Source organism: Pseudomonas sp. PP3 (assembly GCF_905336995.1).
GTDB lineage: Bacteria > Pseudomonadota > Gammaproteobacteria > Pseudomonadales > Pseudomonadaceae > Aquipseudomonas > Aquipseudomonas reinekei.
The window spans coordinates 1,215,613-1,240,398 of sequence record NZ_HG995459.1 but is presented as its reverse complement, the minus strand read 5'-3'; the positions used below and the strand labels follow the sequence as shown (position 1 = coordinate 1,240,398).

22 protein-coding genes and 1 pseudogene are annotated in these 24,786 nt (G+C 59.6%); 12 read left to right on the top strand and 11 right to left on the bottom strand.

Features of this window, described 5'->3' with window-relative positions:
* Nucleotides 1–51: 51 nt before the first annotated feature.
* The 8 genes from KHO07_RS05735 to KHO07_RS05700 all read left to right on the top strand — a co-directional run bounded on the left by KHO07_RS05735 (nt 52) and on the right by KHO07_RS05700 (nt 9,694).
* Nucleotides 52–453, top strand: coding sequence for an ACT domain-containing protein (locus tag KHO07_RS05735; protein ID WP_150733753.1), 402 nt, complete (start codon nt 52–54; stop codon nt 451–453).
* Nucleotides 454–458: 5 nt separating this feature from the next.
* Nucleotides 459–1,061 (top strand): LysE/ArgO family amino acid transporter, encoded by a 603-nt coding sequence (locus tag KHO07_RS05730; RefSeq protein WP_212626672.1) that lies wholly within the window; start codon nt 459–461, stop codon nt 1,059–1,061.
* A gap of 176 nt (nt 1,062–1,237) precedes the next feature.
* The gene (locus KHO07_RS05725; protein ID WP_007918933.1) at nt 1,238–1,834 is read left to right on the top strand and encodes a Fe-Mn family superoxide dismutase; all 597 of its coding nucleotides are present in this window, start codon (nt 1,238–1,240) and stop codon (nt 1,832–1,834) included.
* 376 nt (nt 1,835–2,210) lie between these two features.
* A complete protein-coding gene (locus KHO07_RS05720) occupies nt 2,211–4,262 on the top strand; it encodes a GGDEF domain-containing phosphodiesterase (protein ID WP_212626671.1) in 2,052 nt (683 codons plus the stop codon).
* Nucleotides 4,263–4,429: 167 nt separating this feature from the next.
* Nucleotides 4,430–5,794, top strand: coding sequence for an imelysin family protein (locus KHO07_RS05715; RefSeq protein WP_212626670.1), 1,365 nt, complete (start codon nt 4,430–4,432; stop codon nt 5,792–5,794).
* 268 nt (nt 5,795–6,062) lie between these two features.
* The gene (locus KHO07_RS05710; RefSeq protein ID WP_212626669.1) at nt 6,063–7,490 is read left to right on the top strand and encodes a di-heme oxidoredictase family protein; all 1,428 of its coding nucleotides are present in this window, start codon (nt 6,063–6,065) and stop codon (nt 7,488–7,490) included.
* A 27-nt stretch (nt 7,491–7,517) separates the two neighbouring features.
* Nucleotides 7,518–8,582 carry an imelysin family protein gene (locus tag KHO07_RS05705; protein WP_212626668.1) on the top strand — a complete coding sequence of 355 codons (1,065 nt, stop codon included), beginning with the start codon at nt 7,518–7,520 and terminating at the stop codon, nt 8,580–8,582.
* A 14-nt stretch (nt 8,583–8,596) separates the two neighbouring features.
* On the top strand, nt 8,597–9,694 hold the full coding sequence (locus KHO07_RS05700; RefSeq protein ID WP_212626667.1) for a DUF1513 domain-containing protein: 1,098 nt from the start codon (nt 8,597–8,599) through the stop codon (nt 9,692–9,694).
* Nucleotides 9,695–9,709: 15 nt separating this feature from the next.
* On the opposite strand, the pseudogene KHO07_RS29085 reads toward KHO07_RS05700, so the two are convergent.
* Nucleotides 9,710–9,796: pseudogene (locus tag KHO07_RS29085) on the bottom strand (outer membrane lipoprotein carrier protein LolA); the annotation flags it as partial.
* Nucleotides 9,797–9,909: 113 nt separating this feature from the next.
* Here KHO07_RS29085 and KHO07_RS05695 point away from each other — a divergent pair.
* On the top strand, nt 9,910–11,058 hold the full coding sequence (locus KHO07_RS05695; RefSeq protein ID WP_150733761.1) for an efflux RND transporter periplasmic adaptor subunit: 1,149 nt from the start codon (nt 9,910–9,912) through the stop codon (nt 11,056–11,058).
* 14 nt (nt 11,059–11,072) lie between these two features.
* Nucleotides 11,073–14,114: a multidrug efflux RND transporter permease subunit gene (locus KHO07_RS05690; RefSeq protein WP_212626666.1), complete on the top strand. Its 3,042-nt coding sequence runs from the start codon at nt 11,073–11,075 to the stop codon at nt 14,112–14,114.
* Between the two features lie 200 nt (nt 14,115–14,314).
* On the opposite strand, the gene KHO07_RS05685 is transcribed toward KHO07_RS05690, so the two are convergent.
* From KHO07_RS05685 to colR, 5 genes are all read right to left on the bottom strand, one after another.
* Entirely contained in the window at nt 14,315–14,539 is a 225-nt protein-coding gene (locus KHO07_RS05685) for a hypothetical protein (protein WP_150733764.1), read from the bottom strand.
* A 2-nt stretch (nt 14,540–14,541) separates the two neighbouring features.
* Nucleotides 14,542–15,255 (bottom strand): lipopolysaccharide kinase InaA family protein, encoded by a 714-nt coding sequence (locus tag KHO07_RS05680; protein WP_212626665.1) that lies wholly within the window; start codon nt 15,253–15,255, stop codon nt 14,542–14,544.
* A 4-nt stretch (nt 15,256–15,259) separates the two neighbouring features.
* Nucleotides 15,260–15,928: a class I SAM-dependent methyltransferase gene (locus KHO07_RS05675; RefSeq protein WP_150733766.1), complete on the bottom strand. Its 669-nt coding sequence runs from the start codon at nt 15,926–15,928 to the stop codon at nt 15,260–15,262.
* Between the two features lie 157 nt (nt 15,929–16,085).
* Nucleotides 16,086–17,369, bottom strand: coding sequence for a HAMP domain-containing sensor histidine kinase (locus KHO07_RS05670; protein WP_212626664.1), 1,284 nt, complete (start codon nt 17,367–17,369; stop codon nt 16,086–16,088).
* Nucleotides 17,359–18,042: a two-component system response regulator ColR gene (gene colR, locus KHO07_RS05665; RefSeq protein ID WP_075945515.1), complete on the bottom strand. Its 684-nt coding sequence runs from the start codon at nt 18,040–18,042 to the stop codon at nt 17,359–17,361. The genes KHO07_RS05670 and colR overlap by 11 nt, the downstream gene beginning before the upstream one ends.
* 219 nt (nt 18,043–18,261) lie before the next feature.
* On the opposite strand from colR, the gene KHO07_RS05660 reads away from it, so the two are divergent.
* Nucleotides 18,262–19,005 (top strand): phosphatase PAP2 family protein, encoded by a 744-nt coding sequence (locus tag KHO07_RS05660; protein ID WP_212626663.1) that lies wholly within the window; start codon nt 18,262–18,264, stop codon nt 19,003–19,005.
* Nucleotides 19,006–19,124: 119 nt separating this feature from the next.
* Here the strand turns inward: KHO07_RS05660 and groL are convergent, their stop codons facing one another.
* From groL to KHO07_RS05640, 4 genes are all read right to left on the bottom strand, one after another.
* On the bottom strand, nt 19,125–20,771 hold the full coding sequence (gene groL / locus KHO07_RS05655; protein ID WP_150733769.1) for a chaperonin GroEL: 1,647 nt from the start codon (nt 20,769–20,771) through the stop codon (nt 19,125–19,127).
* Between the two features lie 49 nt (nt 20,772–20,820).
* Nucleotides 20,821–21,114 (bottom strand): co-chaperone GroES, encoded by a 294-nt coding sequence (locus KHO07_RS05650; protein WP_034149036.1) that lies wholly within the window; start codon nt 21,112–21,114, stop codon nt 20,821–20,823.
* A 248-nt stretch (nt 21,115–21,362) separates the two neighbouring features.
* A complete protein-coding gene (locus KHO07_RS05645) occupies nt 21,363–21,839 on the bottom strand; it encodes an FxsA family protein (RefSeq protein ID WP_212626662.1) in 477 nt (158 codons plus the stop codon).
* 66 nt (nt 21,840–21,905) lie between these two features.
* Nucleotides 21,906–22,637: a HugZ family protein gene (locus KHO07_RS05640; protein ID WP_212626661.1), complete on the bottom strand. Its 732-nt coding sequence runs from the start codon at nt 22,635–22,637 to the stop codon at nt 21,906–21,908.
* Nucleotides 22,638–22,802: 165 nt separating this feature from the next.
* Here KHO07_RS05640 and KHO07_RS05635 point away from each other — a divergent pair, with 165 nt between their 5' ends.
* Nucleotides 22,803–23,561, top strand: coding sequence for an SDR family oxidoreductase (locus KHO07_RS05635; RefSeq protein ID WP_150704000.1), 759 nt, complete (start codon nt 22,803–22,805; stop codon nt 23,559–23,561).
* 129 nt (nt 23,562–23,690) lie between these two features.
* On the opposite strand, the gene apbC is transcribed toward KHO07_RS05635, so the two are convergent.
* Nucleotides 23,691–24,785, bottom strand: a complete 1,095-nt coding sequence (gene apbC, locus KHO07_RS05630; protein WP_212626660.1) for an iron-sulfur cluster carrier protein ApbC — start codon at nt 24,783–24,785, stop codon at nt 23,691–23,693.
* Between the last annotated feature and the right edge of the window lies 1 nt (nt 24,786).

Here is a 24,786-nt window from a genome sequence, read left to right as displayed (position 1 = left end):
AGCGTCAAGCCCGAGAATGACCAGCAAGAACTCTCTAACAGGAACCCTCACATGGCTGGCGAAACTTCATTGGCAACCCTGCTGCGCAGCATGAGCCCGCAACTCAACGCCGGCGACTACGTGTTCTGCACCTTGCGCCACGGGCAATTGCCTACAGGACTGGAGATCATCGGCAGCTTCCGTGAACAGGAAGGTCTGACCGTCATTCTCGAACGTTCCCACGCCGAGCAGGCCGGTTTCAGCTTCGACTATGTCGCGGCCTGGATCACCCTGAACGTGCACTCGGCCCTCGAAGCCGTCGGCCTGACGGCCGCGTTTGCCACCGCGTTGGGCAAGGCCGGCATCAGTTGCAACGTCATCGCCGGTTATTACCACGACCACTTGTTCGTCGGCCAGGCCGACGCCGACCGCGCCATGCAAGTGCTGCGGGATCTGGCTGCCAGCGGGGAGTAATCGATATGTGGCAAAGCTATATGAATGGTTTGTTGGTGGCCTTCGGGCTGATCATGGCGATCGGTACGCAGAATGCGTTTGTCCTGGCGCAAAGCCTGCGCCGGGAACATCACTTGCCGGTCGCTGCACTCTGTGTGGCCTGCGACGCGTTACTGGTCGCGGCCGGGGTTTTCGGACTGGCGACGGTACTGGCGCAGAACCCGACACTGCTGGCGATAGCCCGTTGGGGCGGCGCGGCGTTTTTGTTGTGGTACGGCAGTCAGGCGCTGCGTCGGGCCTTTTCGAAGCAGAGCCTGCAACAAGGCGAAAACCAGACCGTGCGCTCGCTGCGCGCGGTAATGCTCAGCGCCCTGGCGGTCACGTTGCTCAACCCGCACGTTTATCTGGACACCGTCTTGCTGATCGGCTCCCTTGGCGCGCAACAGACCGAGCCCGGCGCCTATGTGGTGGGCGCGGCGAATGCTTCATTGCTGTGGTTTTTCACATTGGCACTGGGTGCCGCGTGGCTCGCTCCGTGGCTGGCAAGACCGAGCACCTGGCGAATCCTGGATCTGTTGGTGGCGGTGATGATGTTCGCGGTAGCGCTGCAACTGATCATGGCCGGCTGATTTATTCCAAACTGCTCTGGAACCTCTATTCCACACAGTTGTTGCGTGGTTATGCCGCACCCCCGGTGCTATGATCCGACACCTGCGCCGCAAAGAGTACAAACTCCCCGGCGCTTGTCTGGCCGCCCGTGATCGGCCTTGCGCTCACCGCACCTGACCTGATTAGGAGATTCACCATGGCTTTCGAATTGCCGCCACTGCCGTACGCACACGATGCCCTGCAGCCGCACATTTCCAAGGAAACTCTGGAATATCACCACGACAAGCACCACAACACCTACGTCGTGAACCTGAACAACCTGGTGCCAGGCACCGAGTTCGAAGGCAAGACTCTGGAAGAAATCGTCAAGACTTCTTCGGGCGGTATCTTCAACAACGCCGCTCAAGTGTGGAACCACACGTTCTACTGGAACTGCCTGGCGCCAAACGCCGGCGGCCAACCAACCGGCGCCCTGGCTGAAGCCATCAACGCAGCGTTCGGTTCGTTCGACAAGTTCAAGGAAGAGTTCAGCAAGACGTCCATCGGCACCTTCGGTTCCGGTTGGGGCTGGCTGGTGAAAAAAGCTGACGGCTCCCTGGCCCTGGCCAGCACCATCGGCGCCGGCAACCCGCTGACCAGCGGCGACACCCCGCTGCTGACCTGCGACGTTTGGGAACACGCTTACTACATCGACTACCGCAACGTTCGTCCTAAGTATGTCGAAGCGTTCTGGAACCTGGTCAACTGGAAATTCGTGGCTGAGCAGTTCGAAGGCAAAACCTTCACCGCTTAAGCTCGATGCCAGACAAAAAAACCCGGCTTATGCCGGGTTTTTTTATGGGTGAGTCGGTGGTCGGGCGAGGTGTCGGCCAAAAATGGGCAGGCACACTGACAACATCAGCTAATGCCCCAGATGAAACCAGCCCCAACGCCTTGCCCCAGAGCTACAGCCGTCTAACATCAAACAAAAGGAAAAAATCCCCATATCCCCTCAAGTTGAAGGACCCGACAACCGACACAGTACCCATCGGATAAATAATCCAGGCACAGCATATCGGCCAAGCTGCAGGCAAAATCCCACACGGATGATTGTCCCTTTGACTGCCATCACGGGATTGCCAATACTCATGGCAACTTGATGCTACCCGCACGGAACAAGGAATAACCCTTTGAAGCTGGAACTCAAGAACAGCTTGTCGGTGAAGTTGCTCCGGGTCGTGCTCCTGTCGGCATTGATCGTCGGTGTGGTCTTGAGCTGCGCGCAGATCGTGTTCGATGCCTATAAGACCCGCCAGGCCGTTGCCAGTGATGCCGAACGCATCCTCGACATGTTCCGCGACCCTTCGACCCAGGCCGTCTACAGCCTGGACCGGGAGATGGGCATGCAGGTCATCGAAGGCCTGTTTCAGGACGATGCTGTACGCCAGGCGTCCATCGGTCATCCCAACGAAGCCATGCTCGCGCAAAAATCCCGCGAACTGCAGCATTCCAACAGCCGCTGGCTGACCGACCTGATCCTCGGCAAGGAACGCACCTTCACCACCCAACTGGTCGGTCGTGGTCCTTATAGCGAGTACTACGGTGACCTGAGCATCACCCTCGACACGGCCACTTATGGCCAGGGCTTTATCGTCAGCTCGGTGATCATTTTCATTTCCGGCGTATTGCGCGCCCTGGCGCTGGGGCTGGTGCTGTACCTGGTTTATCACTGGCTGCTGACCAAACCTCTGTCGCGGATCATCGAGCACCTGACCGAAATCAATCCCGATCGCCCCAGCGAACACAAGATTCCGCAGCTCAAGGGCCACGAGAAAAACGAATTGGGGATGTGGATCAACACCGCCAATCAGTTGCTGGAGTCCATCGAGCGCAACACCCACCTGCGCCATGAAGCGGAAAACAGCTTGCTGCGCATGGCCCAATACGACTTCCTCACCGGCCTGCCGAACCGCCAGCAGTTGCAAACGCAACTGGACAAGATCCTCGTCGACGCGGGCAAGCTGCAGCGACGGGTCGCAGTGCTGTGTGTCGGGCTGGATGACTTCAAAGGCATCAACGAACAATTCAGCTACCAGACCGGCGACCAGTTGTTGCTGGCCCTGGCCGACCGCCTGCGGGCGCACAGCGGACGCCTCGGCGCCCTCGCTCGCCTTGGTGGCGACCAGTTCGCCCTGGTGCAGGCCGATATCGAACAACCCTACGAAGCTGCCGAGCTGGCGCAAAGCATTCTCGATGACCTGGAGGCGGCGTTTGCCCTCGATCATCAGGAGATTCGCCTACGCGCCACCATCGGCATCACGCTGTTCCCCGAGGACGGCGACAGCACCGAGAAGCTGCTGCAAAAAGCCGAGCAGACCATGACCCTGGCCAAGACCCGCTCGCGCAATCGCTATCAGTTCTATATCGCCAGCGTCGACACCGAGATGCGTCGCCGTCGCGAGCTGGAAAAAGACCTGCGCGATGCCTTGGCCCGCGAACAGTTCTACCTGGTCTACCAACCGCAAATCAGCTACCGGGATCATCGCGTGGTGGGCGTCGAAGCGCTGATTCGCTGGCAGCACCCGGAACACGGGCTGGTTCCACCCGACCTGTTCATTCCGCTAGCCGAGCAAAACGGCACCATCATCGCTATCGGCGAATGGGTGCTGGACCAGGCCTGCAAGCAGCTGCGTGACTGGCACGATCAGGGTTTCAGCGACCTGCGCATGGCCGTCAACCTGTCCACCGTGCAGTTGCACCACGCCGAGTTGCCAAGGGTGGTGAACAATTTGCTGCAAATGTATCGCCTGCCACCGCGCAGCCTGGAGCTGGAAGTCACCGAAACCGGCCTGATGGAAGACATCAGCACCGCCGCCCAGCATTTGCTCAGCCTGCGCCGCTCCGGTGCACTGATCGCCATCGACGACTTCGGTACCGGCTACTCATCGCTGAGCTATCTGAAAAGCCTGCCGCTGGACAAGATCAAGATCGACAAGAGCTTCGTCCAGGACCTGCTCGATGACGATGACGACGCGACCATCGTTCGCGCCATCATCCAGCTCGGCAAAAGCCTGGGCATGCAGGTGATTGCCGAAGGCGTGGAAACCGCCGAGCAAGAGGCTTACATCATTTCCGAAGGCTGCCATGAAGGTCAGGGTTACCACTACAGCAAACCGCTGCCGGCACGGGAACTGGGTGCCTACCTGAAGCAGGCCCAGCGCAGTAACGCCGCCATTATGTAATCCCTGCAGGAGCAGGCTCGCTCCTGCAGGGTGAAGCGCCCCCCCTCAGTGAATAAGAAATATTTCCAAGCGCAACCCTTTACAGATAATGCGAAAGATTTGCATTATGTGGCAGTTTTGCGCGCTGGACGCGTTATACCACCCCCTCTCGAAGCAGGATGTTCGCCATGATTCGTATGCCTCTGGCTACCGCCAGTTTGTTGGCCATCGCAATTTCCCTCGCCGGTTGCGGTGAAGGCAAAGACAAAGAGAAAGCTGCCGCTCCTGCGCCGGCTGCCAGCACCGCTGCTGCCCCGGCTGCCCCGGCTGCTCCAGCCGCTGCACCTGCTGCTGCCGGTAAAGTCGACGAAGCTGCCGCCAAAGCCGTTGTCGCGCATTACGCCGACATCGTTTTCGCCGTTTACAGCGATGCCGAATCCACCGCGAAGACCCTGCAAACCGCCATCGACGCCTTCCTCGCCAAGCCGAACGCCGACACCCTGAAAGCCGCCAAGGCTGCCTGGGTCGCTGCTCGTGTTCCTTACCTGCAGAGCGAAGTGTTCCGTTTCGGCAACACCATCATCGACGACTGGGAAGGACAGGTGAACGCCTGGCCACTGGACGAAGGCCTGATCGACTACGTCGACAAATCCTACGAACACGCGCTGGGTAACCCGGGTGCCACGGCCAACATCATCGCCAACACTCAGGTTCAGGTCGGCGAAGACAAGATCGACGTGAAGGACATCACTGCGGAAAAACTGGCCAGCCTGAACGAGCTGGGCGGTTCCGAGGCCAACGTCGCCACCGGCTACCACGCCATCGAATTCCTGCTCTGGGGCCAGGACCTGAACGGCACCGGCCCTGGCGCCGGCAACCGTCCGGCTTCGGACTACCTGGAAGGTACCGGCGCGACTGGCGGTCACAACGATCGTCGCCGCGCTTACCTGAAAGCCGTGACCCAACTGCTGGTCAGCGACCTCGAGGAAATGGTCGGCAACTGGAAGCCGAACGTGGCTGACAACTACCGCGCCACCCTGGAAGCGGAACCTGCTGAAAGCGGCCTGCGCAAAATGCTGTTCGGCATGGGCAGCCTGTCCCTTGGCGAACTGGCGGGCGAGCGCATGAAGGTGTCCCTGGAAGCCAACTCTCCGGAAGACGAACACGACTGCTTCAGCGACAACACCCACAATTCGCAGTTCTACGATGCCAAAGGCATTCGCAACGTGTACCTGGGCGAATACACCCGCGTCGATGGCACCAAAATGACCGGCGCCAGCCTGTCGTCGCTGGTCGCCAAAGCTGACCCGGCTGCCGACACCGCGCTGAAAGCCGACCTCGCTGCCACCGAAGCCAAGATGCAGGTCATCGTTGACCACGCCAACAAGGGTGAGCACTACGACCAGTTGATCGCCGCCGGCAACGCCGCTGGCAACCAGATCGTCCGCGACGCCATCGCTTCGCTGGTCAAGCAGACCGGTTCGATCGAAGCGGCTGCCGGCAAACTGGGCATCAGCGACCTGAACCCGGACAACGCTGATCACGAATTCTGATCAACGCTGGCTGAGTGAACACAAGGCGACCTTCGGGTCGCCTTTTTTCATATCGGTCGTTTGCGGTGATGCTCATGGCCTCATCGCTGGCAAGCCAGCTCCCACAGGTTAGGTAATTCTTGTGCGAGCTGGCTTGCCAGCGATGGCGGCGCCGCGGTCTCAGTGAAAACCCTGCCCCGCATCAAAGTAAACGATAATTCCTCTTATTCAAAATCCCCTGCCCTGTTAGACTTTGCGCCTTTATTTTGCTCGTCTTGCAGGATGTCTGATGCCCTCGCTGCCTCTTCGCTTGTCCGCACTGTTTCTGGCCCTGGGCCTGAGTGCCTGCGATGACGCCCCGCGGTTTACCGAAGCCGAACCCGGTGAGGCCCGCTCCGGCGGTAGCACAACTGTGCGCAAGACCGATCAAAACGCATTTTCCCTGCCCTCCGCCAACCTGCCGCCTTCACGGCGCGTGGACTTCAGCGTTGGCAACAGTTTCTTCCGCAATCCCTGGGTGATCGCGCCGTCGACGACCACGGCCCGCGATGGCCTCGGCCCACTGTTCAACACCAATGCCTGCCAGGGCTGCCACATCAAGGACGGTCGCGGCCACCCGCCCGAGCCCGACGACGCCAATGCCGTATCGATGCTGGTGCGCCTGTCGATTCCCGATGCCCCGGCTTATGCCAAGGTCATCGAGCAACTGGGCGTCGTACCGGAACCCGTCTACGGCGGGCAGTTTCAGGACATGGCCGTGCCCGGCGTCGCCCCCGAGGGCAAGGTGCGGGTCGATTACACACCGGTGAAGGTGAGTTTCAAGGACGGCACCGAAGTCGAACTGCGCAAGCCGAGCCTGAACATCACCCAACTGAATTACGGCCCGATGCACCCCGACACCCGCTTCTCGGCACGGGTCGCGCCGCCGATGATCGGTTTGGGCCTGCTCGAAGCGATTCCCGAAGAGGCGATCCTGGCCAATGCCGAGGCCCAGGCCAAAGCAAAGGAGGGTATCGCCGGACGCCCGAACCGGGTCTGGGATGACGTTCAGCAAAAAACCGTTCTCGGGCGATTTGGCTGGAAGGCCGGGCAGCCGAATCTGAATCAACAAAATGTTCACGCGTTTTCCGGCGATATGGGCCTCACCACCCGCCTGAGACCGTTTGATGACTGCACAGACGCACAAACCGACTGCAAACAGGCGCCCAATGGCAACGGCCCCGACGGCGAACCGGAAGTCAGCGACAACATCCTGCGCCTGGTGCTGTTCTACTCACGCAACCTCGCCGTACCGGCGCGGCGCGACGTCAGCGCGCCTGAAGTGCTGGCCGGCAAGAATTTGTTCTATCAGGCGGGTTGTCAGTCCTGCCACACACCGAAGTACACCACCGCCGCCAACGCCGCTGAACCTGAACTGGCCAATCAAGTGATTCGCCCGTACAGCGATCTGCTGCTGCATGACATGGGCGACGGCTTGGCCGACAACCGCAGCGAATTCCAGGCCGGTGGCCGCGACTGGCGCACGCCGCCGTTGTGGGGCATCGGCTTGACTCAAGCGGTCAGTGGCCACACCCAGTTCCTGCACGACGGCCGCGCACGCAATCTGCTCGAAGCCGTGCTCTGGCACGGCGGCGAAGCGTCCGCCGCGCGGCAACAGGTTCTGTCTTTCAATGCCGAGCAGCGCGCTGCGTTGCTGGCGTTTTTGAATTCCCTTTAATACGCATTCCACCCGCGGGAGCCCGACATGTTTCGTCCCAAATTGTTGTTCACCAGCCTTGCCGCGCTAGCGTTGGGCGCCTGTTCGCCTCAAGACCCGCAAGCGGTCACGTCGGCAGCCATCGCCAAAACGGTGATCCTGCCGACCTACAGCCGCTGGGTAGAAGCCGACCGCCAACTGGCCGTCAGCGCGCTGGCCTACTGCGAAGGCAAGGAGACACTGGACACCGCCCGTGCCGACTTCCTGCACGCACAAAAGGCCTGGGCCGAGCTGCAACCCCTGCTGATCGGGCCGCTGGCCGAAGGCAATCGCGCATGGCAGGTGCAGTTCTGGCCGGACAAGAAAAACCTGGTCGGCCGCCAGGTCGAGCAACTGATCACCGCACAACCGCAAATCGATGCGGCGGCACTGGCCAAGTCCAGCGTCGTGGTGCAAGGCCTGTCGGCCTACGAATACATCCTGTTCGACAGCAAGCCTGACGTGGCCAACGCCGAACAGAAGGCCAAGTATTGCCCGCTGCTGATCGCCATCGGCGAGCGTCAGAAACAACTGGCCGAAGAGATTCTGAAAAGCTGGAACAACACCGACGGCATGCTCGCGCAAATGAGCAAGTTCCCGAACCAGCGTTACGCCGACTCCCACGAAGCCATTGCCGATCTGCTGCGCGTGCAAGTCACCGCGCTTGATAGCCTGAAGAAAAAGCTCGGCACGCCGATGGGCCGTCAGAGCAAGGGCGTTCCGCAGCCGTTCCAGGCCGATGCATGGCGCAGCCAGTCTTCCCTGGTCGGCCTTGAAGCAAGCCTCGCGGCGGCGAAAACGGTTTGGGAAGGTGTCGACAACAAAGGCCTGCGCAACCTGCTGCCAAGCGATCAGAAGCCATTGGCCGACAAGATCGACGCCGCCTATGCCGCTTCGTTGAAACTGTTCGCCAGCAACCAACGCTCGTTGACCGAAATGCTCAACGACGACGCCGGTCGCCAGCAACTCAACGATATCTACGACAGCCTCAACGTCGTCCATCGCCTGCACGAAGGCGAACTGGCCAAGGCGCTGGGCATCCAACTGGGCTTCAACGCCAACGACGGTGACTGATGAGGGCGAGTGCCATGCTGCGACGCCAGGCTCTGACATTAGGGAGTTTGCTGCTGGGTGCGGTGACGCTGGGCGGCTGGAAGCTGTTCAAGCAAAAGGACGCCAGCCCGCTGCTGCTCTCGGCGCGGGACGATACCGACGGCAAGCATTACGCCGTCGGTTATCGGCTGGACGGCACCCGGGTGTTTGCCACCCAGGTTGGCCAGCGCTGCCACGACATCATCAACCACCCGACGTTGGCGATCGCGCTGTTTGTCGCCCGTCGCCCGGGCACGGAGAGCTACCTGATCGATCTGCGCGACGGTACGTTGCTGCAAACGGTGACCTCGCAACCGAACCGGCATTTCTACGGTCACGCGGTGATTCACCAAAGCGGTGACTGGCTTTACGCCACCGAAAACGACACCACCGACCCGGGTCGCGGCCTGCTGGGTGTGTATAAGTTCGAAGGCGAGCGGCTGGTGCACAGCGGCGAGATCTCCACCCATGGCATCGGCCCGCATCAAGTGTCGTGGATGCCCGATGGCGAAACCCTGGTGGTGGCCAACGGCGGGATTCGCACCGAAGCGGAAAGCCGTGTCGAGATGAACCTCGACGCGATGGAGCCGAGCCTGGTCCTGATGCAACGCGACGGCACCCTGCTGAGCAAGGAAACGCTTCCCCAGCAAATGAACAGCGTGCGCCACCTCGGCATTGCCAGCGACGGCACCATCGTTGCCGGTCAGCAGTTCATGGGGGCTTCGCATGAAAAATCCGAACTGCTGGCGATCAAGCGTCCGGGCCAACCATTCGTGGCGTTCCCTGTGCCGGAACATCAGTTGCAGGCCATGGGGCATTACACCGCCAGTGTCGCCGTGCACAGTGACCTGCGCCTGGTGGCCTTGACCGCCCCACGGGGCAATCGCTTTTTCATCTGGGACCTGGACAGCGGCGAAGTGCGCCTGGATGCGCCACTTCCCGATTGTGCCGGCGTTGGCGCGGTCGCCGACGGGTTTGTCGTGACCTCGGGCCAAGGCCGCTGCCGCTACTACGATTGCCGCCAGACAAATCTGGTTGCCAAACCGTTGGAGCTGCCTGCGGGTCTCTGGGACAACCATCTGCATTTGATCTGAAAACGCTCGCCCTCTTGTAGGAGCGAGCTTGCTCGCGAAAAACCTGAGAGCACCGCGGGGTGTCAGACTCCCCGTGTCATCGTCGACCTCCATCGCGAGCAAGCTCGCACACAGTGGATCGGGCCCTGCCTGTAAACATTGCGAGTTGGATTCACCCTCCCACTCGCGGTAATGTGCCCCACTGTCTCACCTGATTTTCTCCAAGGAACTGGAATATGCTGCGTCGCCGCATGCTGATCATGTTGGGTGTTGTGTTGCTGATCGTGCTGGTCCTGGCCGGGTACAAAGCCTTCTCCGTCTACACGATGATTCAAGGTTTCTCCGCGCCGAAACCACCCATCAGCGTCGCCGTGGCCACGGCCACCGAACGGCCGTGGCAAGTTCGCCTGCCTACGGTTGGCACGCTCACGGCACTACAAGGCGTGGACCTGAGCCTTGAGAGCGACGGCACCGTCATCGATTTACAGTTCGAGTCAGGACAGAAGGTCAAGGCCGGCCAACCGCTCCTGCGCCTCGACAGCGCCGTGGAATCGGCTTTGCTCGAAACCGCCCTCGCCGACCTCGGGTTGGCCCAGCTGGATTATGGTCGTGGTAGCCAACTCGTCGGCAGCCAGGCCATTTCCAAAGGCGAGTTCGACCGACTGTCGGCGGTGCTGAAAAAGAGCAAGGCGACGGTCAATCAACTCAAGGCTGCACTGGGCAAAAAAAGCATTGTGGCGCCCTTCAGCGGCACCATCGGCATACGTCAGGTGGACATTGGCGACTATCTGGCCACCGGGACCATGATTGCCACGCTGCAGGACCTCAGCAGTCTGTACGTCGACTTTTTCGTACCCGAGCAATCGGTGCCGAAAATCGCCCTTGGTCAGCCGGTTGAAATCATTGTCGCCGCCTACCCGACCCTGACCTTTCCCGGCACCATCAGCGCAATCAATCCGAAACTCGAGAACAGCACGCGCAACATGCAGGTCCGTGCCACCCTGGCCAATCCCGATGGCAAGCTGCTGCCGGGGATGTTCGCCAGCCTGCAGGTCATGCTGCCGAACCCGCAGCCACGCATCGTCGTGCCGGAAAGCGCGATCACCTACACGCTCTATGGCAACTCGGTCTATGTCGCCACACAGAAAAAGGCCGAAGACGGCAGCGTGGAAAAGGACGACAAGGGCCAGCCGGTCCTGATCGCCGAGCGCCGTTTTGTCGAAACCGGCGAGCGGCGCGAAGGCATGGTGATCATCACCAAAGGCTTACAGAACGGTGAAACAGTTGTCACGGCTGGCCAGATCAAACTGGACAATGGCGCCCACATCGCCATCAGCGACGACAAGACCCTGGTCGAAAAGAACAGTCAGCCTCGCGCTGACTGATCAAGGAACCCCCAATGGCTTTTACTGATCCGTTCATCCGCCGCCCGGTGCTCGCCACCGTGGTCAGCCTGCTGATCGTGCTGCTGGGCTTCCAGGCCTGGAGCAAGTTGCCGCTGCGCCAGTACCCGCAAATGGAAAACGCCCTGATCACCGTCACCACGGCGTACCCCGGGGCCAACGCCGAAACCATCCAGGGCTATATCACGCAGCCGATGCAGCAAAGCCTGGCCAGCGCCGAGGGTATCGACTACATGACCTCGGTCAGTCGCCAGAACTTTTCGGTGATCTCGATCTATGCGCGTATTGGCGCCAACAGCGACCGGCTGTTCACCGAACTGCTGGCCAAGGCCAACGAGGTGAAGAACCAATTGCCCCAGGACGCCGAAGACCCGGTCCTGAGCAAGGAAGCCGCTGACGCCTCGGCGCTGATGTACATCAGTTTTTTCAGCAAGGAATTGAGCAACCCACAGATCACCGACTACCTGTCACGGGTGATCCAGCCGAAACTCGCGACCCTGCCCGGCATGGCCGAAGCCGAGATTCTCGGCAACCAGGTGTTCGCCATGCGCCTGTGGCTCGATCCGGTAAAACTCGCCGGTTTCGGTCTCACTGCCAGCGACGTGACCAACGCCGTGCGCCAGTACAACTTCCTCTCCGCCGCCGGCGAGGTGAAGGGCGAGTACGTGGTCACCAGCATCAACGCCAGCACCGAACTCAAGTCCGCCGAAGCCTTTGCCGCGATTCCGCTCAAGGTCGAGGGTGACAGTCGCGTTTTGCTAAGTGATGTCGCCCGGGTCGAGATGGGCGCAGAGAACTACGACACCATCAGCTCCTTCGGCGGTACGCCCTCGGTGTATATCGGCATCAAGGCCACGCCCGGAGCCAACCCGCTGGACGTGATCAAGGAAGTGCGCAAGATCATGCCGGACCTTGAGGCCCAACTGCCGCCGAACCTCAAGGGAGAAATCGCCTACGACGCCACCCTGTTCATCCAGGCCTCGATCGACGAAGTGGTGAAGACGCTGTTCGAAGCGGTGCTGATCGTGATCGTCGTGGTGTTCCTGTTTCTCGGTGCCTTGCGTTCGGTGGTGATCCCGGTGGTCACCATCCCACTGTCCATGATCGGCGTGATGTTCTTCATGCAAATGATGGGTTACTCGATCAACCTGCTGACCCTGTTGGCCATGGTGTTGGCCATCGGCCTGGTGGTGGATGACGCCATCGTCGTGGTGGAAAACATCCACCGCCACATCGAGGAAGGCAAGACACCGCTGGACGCCGCCATCGAGGGCGCCCGGGAAATCGCCATGCCGGTGGTCTCGATGACCATCACCCTGGCGGCAGTGTATGCGCCGATCGGCTTCCTGACGGGGCTTACGGGTGCACTGTTCAAGGAATTTGCCCTGACCCTGGCCGGTGCCGTGGTGATCTCCGGCGTCGTCGCCCTGACCCTGTCACCGATGATGTGTGCCTTTTTACTGCGTCACGATGAAAACCCCACCGGATTGGCCCACCGCCTCGACCGGATCTTCGAAAGCCTCAAGCGCCGGTACCAGCGCATGCTCCACGGCACGCTCAACACTCGGCCGGTGGTGCTGGTGTTTGCGGTCATTGTGTTATGCCTGATCCCGGTGCTGCTCAAGTTCACCAAGTCGGAACTGGCACCGGACGAGGACCAGGGCATCATTTTCATGATCGCCAACGCCCCGCAACCAACCAACCTCGATTACCTGAACACCTACACCGACGAATTCATCTCGATCTTCAAGGCGTTCCCCGAGTACTACTCGTCGTTCCAGATCAACGGTTTCAATGGCGTGCAATCGGGTATCGGCGGCTTCCTGCTCAAACCGTGGAACGAGCGTAGCCGGACCCAGATGCAGATCCTGCCCGACGTTCAGGCAAAACTCGAAAGCATCCCGGGACTGCAAATTTTTGGCTTCAACCTGCCCTCGCTGCCGGGCACTGGCGAGGGGCTGCCCTTCCAGTTCGTGATTAACACGGCCAACGACTACGAGTTGCTGCTGCAAGTGATGGACCGGGTGAAAAAGCGCGCCATGGAATCCGGCAAGTTCGCGTTCGTCGATGTCGACCTGGCCTTCGACAAACCGGAAGTCGTGGTAGATATCGATCGTGCAAAGGCGGCCCAGATGGGTGTGTCGATGCAGGATCTGGGCGGAACACTGGCGACCCTGCTCGGTGAAGCGGAGATCAACCGGTTCACCATCGAGGGACGCAGCTACAAAGTCATCGCTCAGGTTGAGCGACCGTTTCGGGACAACCCCGACTGGCTGAACAACTATTACGTGAGAAACACCCAGGGCGAGTTGCTGGCCCTGTCGACCCTGATCACCGTAACCGACCGCGCGCGACCGCGGCAGTTGAACCAGTTTCAGCAACTCAACTCGGCCATTCTGTCCGGGGTGCCGCTGGTCAGCATGGGCGAGGCTATCGAGGTCGTTCGGCAGATCGCCCGCGAAGAGGCGCCAGCGGGGTTCGCCATCGACTATGCCGGCGCATCGCGGCAATACGTGCAAGAAGGCAGTGCATTGTGGGTGACCTTTGCCCTGGCACTGGCGATCATTTTCCTGGTGCTGGCCGCACAATTCGAAAGCTTCCGCGACCCGCTGGTGATTCTGGTGACCGTGCCCCTGTCGATCTGCGGTGCGTTGATTCCGCTGTTCCTCGGCTGGTCGAGCATGAACATCTACACCCAGGTCGGACTGGTGACGCTGATCGGGCTGATCAGCAAGCACGGGATCCTGATCGTCGAATTCGCCAACCAGTTGCGCAAGGACAAAGGCCTGTCCGCGCGCGAGGCCGTGGAGGAAGCAGCGTCCATTCGCCTGCGCCCGGTGTTGATGACCACGGCCGCGATGGTGTTCGGCATGGTGCCGTTGATCATTGCCACCGGCGCGGGTGCGGTGAGCCGGTTCGACATCGGGACGGTGATTGCCACGGGCATGTCGATCGGGACGTTATTTACCCTGTTTGTGCTGCCGTGCGTCTACACACTGTTGGCCAAACCCGATGAACCAAACACCAACCCTGGGTAGGAGCCGGCTTGCTGGCGATCCAGGCAGCGCGGTTATCCCGACGAACCGCGTCGTATTCCATCGCCAGCAAGCCGGCTCCTACAAGGGGAAACGCGTACACCAGAAAGTAACGCAAGATCTAATTTGCAGGTGCGATATCGGGACAAGCGGGAATAAAAGGCCCCGCATCTGCGAGGCCTTTTATTTGGATTTCAGACTTTTCAACTTTGCGGCCTCAATCCTTGAGAAAGGCCGAACATGAACAGCAACAAATCATGGTCGGGCCGGGTGGCCACGGAGGTCTTGGCGACTCGTGGCAAGGGGCAATATTCGCCGTTCGCTGAGCTGAGAACTTGAGTACGTGGCTGCTCCCACGCAGCCACCGCGAGCGAAGCGACTGCCAAGGCTCCTATCAAAAACAAACCTCGCGCAACTTCGAGCTTCATTGCTATAAACCCTTGATAGCGCTGCCAAACGCCGTCTCATAAAAATAGACCAGTTTCTTCCAGTCCGTAGGGTTGAACGACGAGTGGCGGCGCAATTGCTTCATGTCGTGGGCAGCCGCCTGATGGGCAGTGAGGCGCTGTCGGCACTTCTCCAGATCAATCAACGCCACCTCGACCTTGGACGACTCGCCTTCGCCAGTCACTCGCACGAAAACGTGCTTGATATAGAGGCAACTGTGCTGCCAACGCCCCTTGTGCATGCGCGCGAGGTTTTCTGCCAAGGCCTGCAGCACGCGGTCATGCACGGCTTCACCATGACGCTCGCGGCCGCCCCCGGCGTACCAATGTTCTATTTCCTCGAACCCATCCAGTGACTTGGTCACCAGCAAGGCGCGCCATTTGTGCACGGGGTCGCGTTGTGCGCCGCAGAACACGATTTGCGGAACATGGACGCCGAGCTGGCTCACACCGATAAGTGCGTCACGCTCGCGCAGCACGGTCGGCCGTCCAAAGGGGTGCAGCAGGCTGCGATAGATATGCCCGGTCTGGCGTTTGAAGTAGAGCAGTTGATCATCACTGCCCATGACGCGCTGCACACCACTTTCTCCACCACGGCGAACATTGGGCTCTTCTACCCATTCACCGTGTTGGTTCCAGAAATAGTCGAAACGGTCTTGGGAGACAACATCCGATCCTGCTGCACACTGCACTGCCATCCTGTTACCTCTTGCGTAATACGTAAACTCGCCACATGGCATAGAGCGGTAAAAAGTCCAGACGTTCCTGAATTCTGAACCCCGCTTGTTCAAATTCTTTTTCTACCGTAGCCGCCGGTAACACAAATCGGTTCTGGTAACTTTCCTGCTCACGGGTCCGCTCCAGGCGCTTGCGTTTCCAGGCCTTGAAATTACCGTCCACCCACAGTGAGAGGATGACGCTGTCACGGGTGACGCGTTCGAATTCGCGCAAAATTGCCAGTCGATGCTCGGCCTCACCGATGTGATGGAGCAAACGCATGCAGAAAATGCTGTCGACGGCGTTATCAGGCAAGGCGATGTCGAACGCAGAAGTGTGCAAGGGTTGTACCCGTTTCACCACATCGGCCGGTTGCGCCTGTGTGGCGATCTTCAACATTGACTCAGAGTTGTCGGCGCCGATGATGACGCGGTTGGGCTTCTCCGCCAGCAATGGCCAGAAACGCCCCGCGCCACAAGGCAAATCGAGGACCAGGCCGGGTTCACCGACCGCAGCCAGGGCCTTGCGCGCCAATTGTTCATCCCGCCAGTGGGATAATTTACGACTCAGGCCGTCCTGATGTTTAAGCAGGTATTGTTGCGCGTGCTGGTCGTCGTATTTTTCGGAAAAATCCAGTTTGATCGGGCCGGCCATAATCGAGGTCTCCTGTACTTCTGATGGCTCCTACATTAGGTAGCGTCGTGTCAGCGTCAGGTCATACCTTTGTGAAAAAATTGTCATGTAAAACCCATAATCGTTTCCAGGTTTTACAAGACAATCAGGGCGCTCCCATTGCTCATGGCCGGTTCGATCAGCTTGCAGCCGAGGTCTGCAGTTCCACCTGAAAACGACAGCCATTGGGTTCCATGGTTGCCAGGCTGACGCTCCAGCCCTGGTTTTCACATATCCGCTGAACCAAAGACAACCCAAGGCCCAGGCCTTCCCCGCGTTTTTCGCTGCCGCGCACAAACGGTTCGAACATCGCTTCACGTTTTTCTTCGGGAATGCCCACGCCACTGTCCTCGACGACAAAACCGCTGGTCGTCAGGGTCAAACGGATAAACCCTTGTTCAGTGTAGTGCAGCGCGTTACGCAAGAGGTTGCCCATCACCGCATTAAGCAATATGGCGTTGTAGCGAGTGCTCTGTGGCTCACCCGGTTCAAAAATCAGCGTCAGGCCTTTGGCCTCGATGGGCGCGCGCCACTGGCCAATCAAGCCTTCGGCCACGCCAGTCAGGGTCTGCTGCGGTGACATGCTCGCGTCTTCGCGCTGGGCGCGGGCCAGCATCAGAAAGGTCTGCACCAGCTCACGCATTTCTTCACAGGCGCGGGAGATGCGCTCGACCTGAGCGCGACCGCGTTGATCAATGCCCGGGTTTTCCAGTAACAACTCGCAGGAACTGGCCAGAACCATCAACGGTGTACGCAACTCATGGCTGACGTCACTGGTGAACAGCCGCTCCCGTGTCAGTGCCTGGCGCAGGCGGCCGAGGGTCGCATCGAACGCCACGGCCAGCTCACCGACTTCATCGGCCGCGTAGTCCGGTGCCAGCGGCGGCGCCAGACCGAGTAGTTGGTCGCGGTGGCGGACTTGCCGGGCCAGGCGGACAACCGGAGCCATCACTTTGCGCGCCAGGACCCAGCCGAGGAAAACCGCCAGCGCCAGGCTGAGCACGAAGCCAACCAGTACGACGGCAAACAGCACCCGCTCGCGTTCTTCGAAATCACTTTGATCCTGCAGCAGCACGTAACGCCGTCCGTCGACGATTTCGACCATCGCGTGATAGGACAGCTGCTCGCGAAACACCTCATGAAAACCGGAATCCAGATGCCGCAGATCCTTGGGCAACTCGAAATCACCCGGCCCGCCACTGAAATAGAACAATTGGTCCGGTTCGGGCCGATGGCTCCAGTCCGAGACACTGTCCATGAGCAACAGGCGCTGTAAATCGCCGCCCAAACCGGCAGAAATCAACTTCTCTTCCACCAGATGCACGGTGGCGACGATGCCCATGGCGAAGGCACCCGCCACCAACGCACTCATCAGTGCAAAGGCGATGATGATCCGCTGGGCAAGGCTTTGCTTAAACTCCATCACGGCCCTCGGCCAGGCGATAACCCACACCGTGCACGGTATGCAGCAACGGTTTGGCGAACGGCTTGTCGATCACCTGACGCAATTGATGGACGTGGCTGCGCAGGCTGTCACTGTCCGGGCAGTCATCCCCCCACAACGCTTCTTCGAGAATTTCCCGGCGCAATACGTGCGGGCTTTTCTGCATCAAAACCGCGAGCAGCTTGAGGCCGACCGGGTTGAGCTTGAGCAGACGCCCTTCGCGGGTAACTTCCAGCGTGTCCAGGTCGTAGTTCAAGTCGCCGACTTGCAAGGTGCGACGTCCTCCGCCCTGGGTACGCCGCATCACCGCTTCGATCCGCGCTGCCAGCTCGGACAGGGCAAAGGGTTTGATCAGGTAATCGTCGGCACCGGACTTGAAGCCTTGCAGTCGGTCATCGAGTTGGTCGCGCGCAGTCAACATGATGACCGGGGTGTCGCGCCGGGCATCTTCGCGCAGGCGTTTGCACAGGGTGTAGCCGTCGATGCCAGGCAGCATGATGTCGAGCACGATCAGATCGTAATGCTCGGTGGCCGCCAGGTGCAGGCCCGACAAACCGTCCTGTGCACAATCCACGGTATAGCCTTTGAGCCCCAGATAATCGGCCAGATTGGCCAGGATATCGCGGTTGTCTTCAACCAATAAAATTCGCATGGGCACCTTCTCCGTACACAGTAACGGCCGTCGTGGCCCGCGCAGCTTAAGGCCAAGTGTGGCTCACGGCTAGGACTGTGTGCAGTTCTCTTCCGGGCAAAACCGCCGCTTCTGGCCCCAACGTTTTTTTCACTATCGGTTCACGGACTGACGACAGAATCGGGTTCAAACTCCGCGCGGCTGCGCACTCAAGAACATTTCACTGACCCGGGAATTTTCATGGTTTCGATCTCTGCACGCCCCGCTTCTCGCCCGCTCAACCTCTGGGTGTGCCTGGGCATTCCCGCTGTTGCGGCAATCACGTTGGTTTTACTCGAACTGACCGACCTGGACATGGACTTGGCCAAACTGTTTTACGATCCGGTCGCCGGGAATTTCATCGGCCGGCACAGTTACTTCCTCGAAACCGTACTGCATGACCGCGCCAAGCAAGTGGTCATCGCGTTTTCGGTACTGGCCATAGTTGGTTTCATTGGCTCGTTTTTCATCGACAGGCTTAAACCTTACAAACGGGAACTGGCCTGCCTGGTGCTGTCTCTGGGTTTGGCGACTTCGTTTGTCACGCCGATGAAAGCGGTGACGGCGGTGCAATGCCCGTGGAGCCTGGAGCAGTTTGGTGGGCACGAAACTTACAGCGAATTATTGAGCCCGCGTCCGGCTACCGAGAAACCGGGGCGTTGCTGGCCGGGCGGACATGCGGCCACGGGCTTTACGCTGTTTGCGCTGTTTTTCGTGTTGCGCGACCGTCGCCCACGCTTAGCGCGTACAGCGTTTGTGTTTGCCTTTGCGCTGGGCAGCGTGTTTTCCATCGGGCGGATGATGCAGGGCGCACACTTTTTCTCCCACAACGTGTGGACGGCGGTGTTCTGTTGGCTGATTTGCCTGGGGGCTTATTACTGGGTGCTTTATCAGCCTGCGGCGAAGGCTGGTCACATAAGCCAAGCCGTGCCCGCCGGCACCTGAACCGGTCTATCGCGGCCAACCTCGCTCCTCCAGTGGATTGATCTGCGCTCAAAGTCCGGTCAATAAAAAACCCCGCCTGCTTTCGCAGGCGGGGTTTTTAGTACAGGGGTAAGGCTGGCTTACATCATGCCGCCCATGCCGCCCATACCGCCCATGTCTGGCATACCGCCGCCAGCAGCGCCGTCTTTCTTCGGTGCATCAGCGATTGCTGCTTCGGTAGTCAGGATCAGGCTGCCGATGGAGGCCGCAGCTTGCAGAGCCGAACGGGTAACCTTGGTTGGGTCCAGGATGCCCATTTCGATCATGTCGCCGTATTCGCCAGTCGCAGCGTTGTAGCCGAAGCTGCCCGCGCCGTTCTTGACTTTGTCGACCACTACGCTTGGCTCGTCGCCGGAGTTGGCAACGATCTGACGCAGAGGTGCTTCGATAGCGCGACGCAGAACAGCGATGCCCACGTCCTGATCGGCGTTGTCGCCTTTCAGATCGGACAGTGCTTGCAGAGCACGGATCAGGGCTACGCCACCGCCAGGTACCACGCCTTCTTCAACGGCTGCACGGGTAGCGTGCAGGGCGTCTTCAACGCGGGCTTTCTTCTCTTTCATTTCTACTTCGGAACCAGCGCCAACCTTGATCACTGCAACGCCGCCGGACAGCTTGGCCAGACGCTCTTGCAGTTTTTCACGGTCGTAGTCCGAGGAAGTCTCGGCAACCTGGGCACGGATCTGGTTGATGCGTGCTTCGATGTCGCCTTGTACGCCAGCACCGTCAACGATGATGGTGTTTTCCTTGGACAGGGTCACGCGCTTGGCGTTACCCAGGTGCTCCAGGGTGGTGCTTTCCAGGCTCAGGCCGATCTCTTCGGAGATAACGGTACCGCCGGTCAGAACAGCGATGTCCTGCAGCATGGCCTTGCGACGGTCGCCGAAGCCTGGCGCCTTGACGGCTGCGACTTTGACGATGCCACGCATGTTGTTCACAACCAGAGTCGCCAGGGCTTCGCCTTCAACGTCTTCGGCCACGATCAGCAGCGGACGGCCGGCTTTGGCAACGGCTTCCAGCACTGGCAGCATTTCGCGGATGTTCGAGATCTTCTTGTCGACCAGCAGGATCAGCGGGCCATCCAGCTCAGCGACCATGGTCTCTGGCTTGTTGACGAAGTACGGGGACAGGTAACCACGGTCGAACTGCATGCCTTCAACAACCGACAGTTCGTTTTCCAGGCCCGAGCCTTCTTCAACGGTGATCACGCCTTCTTTACCGACTTTTTCCATGGCTTCGGCAATGATGTCGCCGATGGAGTTGTCGGAGTTGGCGGAGATGGTGCCTACCTGAGCGATAGCCTTGGTGTCAGCGCATGGCTTGGACAGGGCTTTGAGCTCTTTGACGATCGCGATGGTCGCTTTGTCGATACCGCGCTTGAGGTCCATCGGGTTCATGCCGGCAGCGACGGCTTTCAGGCCTTCGTTGACGATCGATTGAGCCAGAACGGTAGCGGTAGTGGTGCCGTCGCCTGCGTCATCGTTGGCACGGGAGGCAACGTCTTTGACCAGCTGCGCGCCCATGTTTTCGAAACGGTCTTCCAGTTCGATTTCTTTGGCTACGGAAACGCCGTCCTTGGTGATGGTCGGAGCGCCGAAGCTCTTCTCGATGATCACGTTACGGCCTTTCGGGCCCAGGGTCGCTTTTACTGCGTCAGCCAGGACGTTGACACCGGTGAGCATTTTCTTGCGGGCGGAATCGCCGAATTTAACTTCTTTAGCAGCCATGATCGATATTCCTTAAATACTTTGTAGTAACGGGAAAATGAGCGGGTAATCAGCCTTCGACAACAGCGAGGATTTCGTTCTCGCTCATTACCAGCAGGTCTTCGCCGTCGACTTTCACAGTGTTGCTGCCGGAGTAAGGACCGAACACAACCTTGTCGCCCACTTTCACGGACAGTGCACGCACTTCACCGTTGTCCAGTACGCGGCCGGTGCCGACAGCGAGGATCTCGCCGCTGTTGGCTTTTTCAGCAGCCGAACCTGGCAGGACGATACCGCCAGCGGTTTTCTTTTCTTCTTCGCTGCGACGGATGACGACGCGGTCATGCAGAGGACGAAGCTTCATTGTCGATCTCTCCTAATTGTGGTTTTCATCGGCCGGTGTAGTCCCGGCGGGTTTAACAAAATCCGGCGGTGCCGGGTGCGGTTCGTCGAGCGAACCGCGGAAGTCTGTCTGGCGTGTTCGCCAGAAACCTTGCGGTGACCGTTACATAAGGGCGCACAAGCTTATTACAAGGGTGGGGATCGAAAATTTTTCATGTTGATGCCGCATAAACGAACACGGCACCCGAAGGTGCCGTGTCGCTGAGCGTGTTACTTCGAATCGCGGTGTTCGAACTCGCCTTCGATCACGTTGGGCTCGCGGCCCAGCGGCTCGCGCGGTACCGGGCCGCCTCGTGCCTGCAGGTCATCGGCGAACGCACGTTGGCGCATCGCCTGCTCCTCGGCACGCTGGCGCATCTTATTGGCCAGCAGGCGACGGCTGATCGGCAGCAACATGATCAGGCCGATCACATCGCTGATGAAGCCGGGCAGGATCAACAGGCCACCGGCCAACGCCAGCATCAGGCCTTCAAGCATGGTCTGGGCCGGCAGTTCGCCGCGGTTCAGGCTTTCACGGGCACGCAGTGCCGTGGCCAGGCCAGCGATACGCAGCACGAACACGCCGAACATCGAGCCGAGAATGATCAGCAACAGCGCCGGGAAAAACCCGATCGACCCTGCCACCTTGACGAATACGAACAGCTCCAACACCGGGAACAGCAGAAAGAGCAACAAAAAAGGGCGCATCAAATGGTTCCTCAACGCAAGAATGCCTTGCCAGTTCACCTTAGATGACGTCGCCGTTTCGTGAATTCAAGCGTCGGCCACTTCATTTTTCGGCCAATGTTCAGCGTGAGCCAGGAAAACCAAGGCTTCGCGAACTTGTGTCGGCGTATTACATGGTGCTTGAAACGCCAGCCAGTAGAGGCTCTGGCCGATGCGCAAGTGCATGCCTTCGGTATCGATGCCGACCAATTGCGCTGGCGACGTTTTCGGCAAACCGGCCAGGTCCACGTAATGGGCAATGGCTTTAGCGTGATCGGCGTTCATGTGCTCGACCATGCTGATTTCAGCCTTGCCGGCGAACGGGTTGGCCAGCGTCAGCTCATTGACCCAGTGAATCGCGCCAAACCCGCCGATGTAGCGATGGCGAACCGGCGTCAGCACCCAGAAATCGAAGTCGTGGGCCTTGTGATAGCCCTGGGACTCCGGGAAGTAGCGGTAGTAACGCTCAGAGGCAGCTTCGATAGCCGCTTCGTCTTCGAGCTGCTGCGCCTCAGCCAGATAAGTCAGTCGACCAACAGCCTGAACATCCTCGGCCCCACGTTCGCCGACAAAGAGCGAACATTTCGGATCTTTTTGCAGATTGTGCGTGTGCTGGGCGATGCGACTGATCAGGATCAGCGGCCGGCCTTGCTCGTCCAGGCAGTACGGAACCACTGAGCCGAACGGGAAACCGGGCATCGCTTTGGAGTGCGTCGAGAGCACTCCACGGTATTCCTTGAGAAGCAATTCTCGTGCATGCTTAGCCGCTTCAACGCTCAATTTATGACTCCTTAAATAGAATCCGTCAGAAAAACGGACGGGCTGCTGGTGGATAGTCCCAGCACGCCATCGGGGCAATTCTCATGTGCAGCCAAGCCAGTTCAGGTGCAGATCGAGAGGCGCTCTAAAAGGTAAACCACTCAGACCTGCTACCGGGGCATGCGAATGCAACTCACTGACAAAGTAATCATTATCACTGGCGGTTGCCAGGGTTTAGGCCGCTCCATGGCCGAGTATTTCGCCGGCAAGGGCGCGAAGCTGGCGCTGGTGGACCTGAACCAGGAAAAACTCGATGACGCGGTCGCCGCCTGCAAAGCCAAAGGTGTCGAGGCTCGCGCTTATCTGTGCAACGTGGCCAACGAAGAACAGGTGACGCACATGGTCGCTCAGGTCGCTGAAGACTTTGGCGCGATCCATGGCCTGATCAACAACGCCGGGATCCTGCGCGACGGCCTGCTGCTCAAGGTCAAGGATGGCGAGATGACCAAGATGAGCCTGGCCCAATGGCAGGCTGTGATCGACGTCAACCTGACCGGCGTGTTCCTGTGCACCCGTGAAGTCGCGGCAAAAATGGTCGAGCTGAACAACAGCGGTGCGATTATCAATATCTCGTCGATTTCCCGCGCCGGCAACGTCGGTCAGACCAACTACTCCGCCGCCAAGGCCGGTGTCGCTGCAGCGACCGTGACCTGGGCCAAGGAACTGGCGCGCTACGGCATTCGCGTGGCCGGCATTGCACCGGGCTTCATCGAAACCGAGATGACCTTGGGCATGAAGCCTGAAGCGCTGGAAAAAATGACGGCGGGAATTCCGCTCAAACGCATGGGCAAGCCGGATGAGATCGCCCATTCGGCGGCTTACATCTTCGAGAACGACTATTACACCGGTCGGATTCTGGAGATGGATGGCGGGTTGCGGATCTAAATCCAACCCCAAAAACCAATGTGGGCGCTAGCCTGCTAGCGATTGCGGTGGTTCACCCAACATATTTGTTGAATGTGAATCCGCTATCGCTAGCAGGCTAGCGCCCACAGTTGATTGTGTTTCAGGCCATCAATCGTCGCTGATGCTGATGTTCGGCATCGCCGGCGTCAACGCTTCCTGCAATACGATCCGCGCACCGACGTGGCGGGCCAGTTCCTGGTAAACCAGGGCGATCGGGCTGTCCGGCTCGGCGATCACTGTTGGCTTGCCGCCATCGGCCTGTTCACGGATGGCCATCGCCAGCGGCAACGAGGCCAGCAGTTCGACGCCGTACTGATTAGCCAATTTCACGCCGCCGCCCTCACCGAACAGATGCTCGGCATGTCCGCAGTTCGAGCAGATGTGCACGGCCATGTTTTCCACCACGCCCAGTACTGGAATGTTGACCTTGCGGAACATTTCCACGCCCTTGCGCGCATCCAGCAAGGCCAGGTCCTGCGGGGTGGTGACGATGACTGCGCCGGCCACCGGGACTTTCTGTGCCAGGGTCAGCTGGATGTCGCCGGTGCCTGGCGGCATGTCGATGACCAGATAATCCAGGTCGCCCCAAGCGGTTTGCGTCACCAGTTGCAGCAAGGCGCCGGAAACCATCGGCCCGCGCCAGACCATCGGGGTGTTGTCGTCAGTCAGGAAGGCCATGGACATCACTTCGACGCCGTGGGACTTGAGCGGAACAAACCACTTCTGGTCCTTGATCTCGGGACGGGTGCGCTCGGGAATGCCGAACATGATGCCTTGGCTCGGACCGTAGATGTCAGCGTCGAGAATCCCCACCTTGGCACCTTCGCGGGCCAGGGCCAATGCGAGGTTGGCGGCGGTGGTGGATTTGCCCACGCCGCCCTTGCCGGACGCCACGGCCACGACATTTTTCACGTTGGCCAGCCCCGGGATCTGCCCCTGAGCCTTGTGTGCGGCAATCACGCTGGTGATATCGACTTTGGCGCTCGACACGCCATCCAGACCTTGAATAGCCATTTCCAGCATCTGCGCCCAGCCACTCTTGAACAGACCGGCGGCGTAACCCAATTCGAGCTGGACGCTGACGCGGTCGCCCTGGATCTCGATGGTGCGCACGCATCCGGCGCTGACCGGGTCCTGGTTCAAATAAGGGTCGGTGTATTGGCGAAGGACGGCTTCCACCGCTGCGCGATTGACGGCGCTCATG

Excerpts from the sequence above, each read along its gene's own strand:
- KHO07_RS05735 (WP_150733753.1), top strand. The coding sequence starts at position 52 with ATGGCTGGCGAAACTTCATTGGCAACCCTGCTGCGCAGCATGAGCCCG.
- KHO07_RS05730 (WP_212626672.1), top strand. The coding sequence starts at position 459 with ATGTGGCAAAGCTATATGAATGGTTTGTTGGTGGCCTTCGGGCTGATC.
- KHO07_RS05725 (WP_007918933.1), top strand. The coding sequence starts at position 1,238 with ATGGCTTTCGAATTGCCGCCACTGCCGTACGCACACGATGCCCTGCAG.
- KHO07_RS05715 (WP_212626670.1), top strand. The coding sequence starts at position 4,430 with ATGATTCGTATGCCTCTGGCTACCGCCAGTTTGTTGGCCATCGCAATT.
- KHO07_RS05710 (WP_212626669.1), top strand. The coding sequence starts at position 6,063 with ATGCCCTCGCTGCCTCTTCGCTTGTCCGCACTGTTTCTGGCCCTGGGC.
- KHO07_RS05705 (WP_212626668.1), top strand. The coding sequence starts at position 7,518 with ATGTTTCGTCCCAAATTGTTGTTCACCAGCCTTGCCGCGCTAGCGTTG.
- KHO07_RS05700 (WP_212626667.1), top strand. The coding sequence starts at position 8,597 with ATGCTGCGACGCCAGGCTCTGACATTAGGGAGTTTGCTGCTGGGTGCG.
- KHO07_RS05695 (WP_150733761.1), top strand. The coding sequence starts at position 9,910 with ATGCTGCGTCGCCGCATGCTGATCATGTTGGGTGTTGTGTTGCTGATC.
- KHO07_RS05690 (WP_212626666.1), top strand. The coding sequence starts at position 11,073 with ATGGCTTTTACTGATCCGTTCATCCGCCGCCCGGTGCTCGCCACCGTG.
- KHO07_RS05685 (WP_150733764.1), bottom strand. The coding sequence starts at position 14,539 with ATGAAGCTCGAAGTTGCGCGAGGTTTGTTTTTGATAGGAGCCTTGGCA.
- KHO07_RS05680 (WP_212626665.1), bottom strand. The coding sequence starts at position 15,255 with ATGGCAGTGCAGTGTGCAGCAGGATCGGATGTTGTCTCCCAAGACCGT.
- KHO07_RS05675 (WP_150733766.1), bottom strand. The coding sequence starts at position 15,928 with ATGGCCGGCCCGATCAAACTGGATTTTTCCGAAAAATACGACGACCAG.
- KHO07_RS05670 (WP_212626664.1), bottom strand. The coding sequence starts at position 17,369 with ATGGAGTTTAAGCAAAGCCTTGCCCAGCGGATCATCATCGCCTTTGCA.
- colR (WP_075945515.1), bottom strand. The coding sequence starts at position 18,042 with ATGCGAATTTTATTGGTTGAAGACAACCGCGATATCCTGGCCAATCTG.
- KHO07_RS05660 (WP_212626663.1), top strand. The coding sequence starts at position 18,262 with ATGGTTTCGATCTCTGCACGCCCCGCTTCTCGCCCGCTCAACCTCTGG.
- groL (WP_150733769.1), bottom strand. The coding sequence starts at position 20,771 with ATGGCTGCTAAAGAAGTTAAATTCGGCGATTCCGCCCGCAAGAAAATG.
- KHO07_RS05650 (WP_034149036.1), bottom strand. The coding sequence starts at position 21,114 with ATGAAGCTTCGTCCTCTGCATGACCGCGTCGTCATCCGTCGCAGCGAA.
- KHO07_RS05645 (WP_212626662.1), bottom strand. The coding sequence starts at position 21,839 with ATGCGCCCTTTTTTGTTGCTCTTTCTGCTGTTCCCGGTGTTGGAGCTG.
- KHO07_RS05635 (WP_150704000.1), top strand. The coding sequence starts at position 22,803 with ATGCAACTCACTGACAAAGTAATCATTATCACTGGCGGTTGCCAGGGT.
- apbC (WP_212626660.1), bottom strand. The coding sequence starts at position 24,785 with ATGAGCGCCGTCAATCGCGCAGCGGTGGAAGCCGTCCTTCGCCAATAC.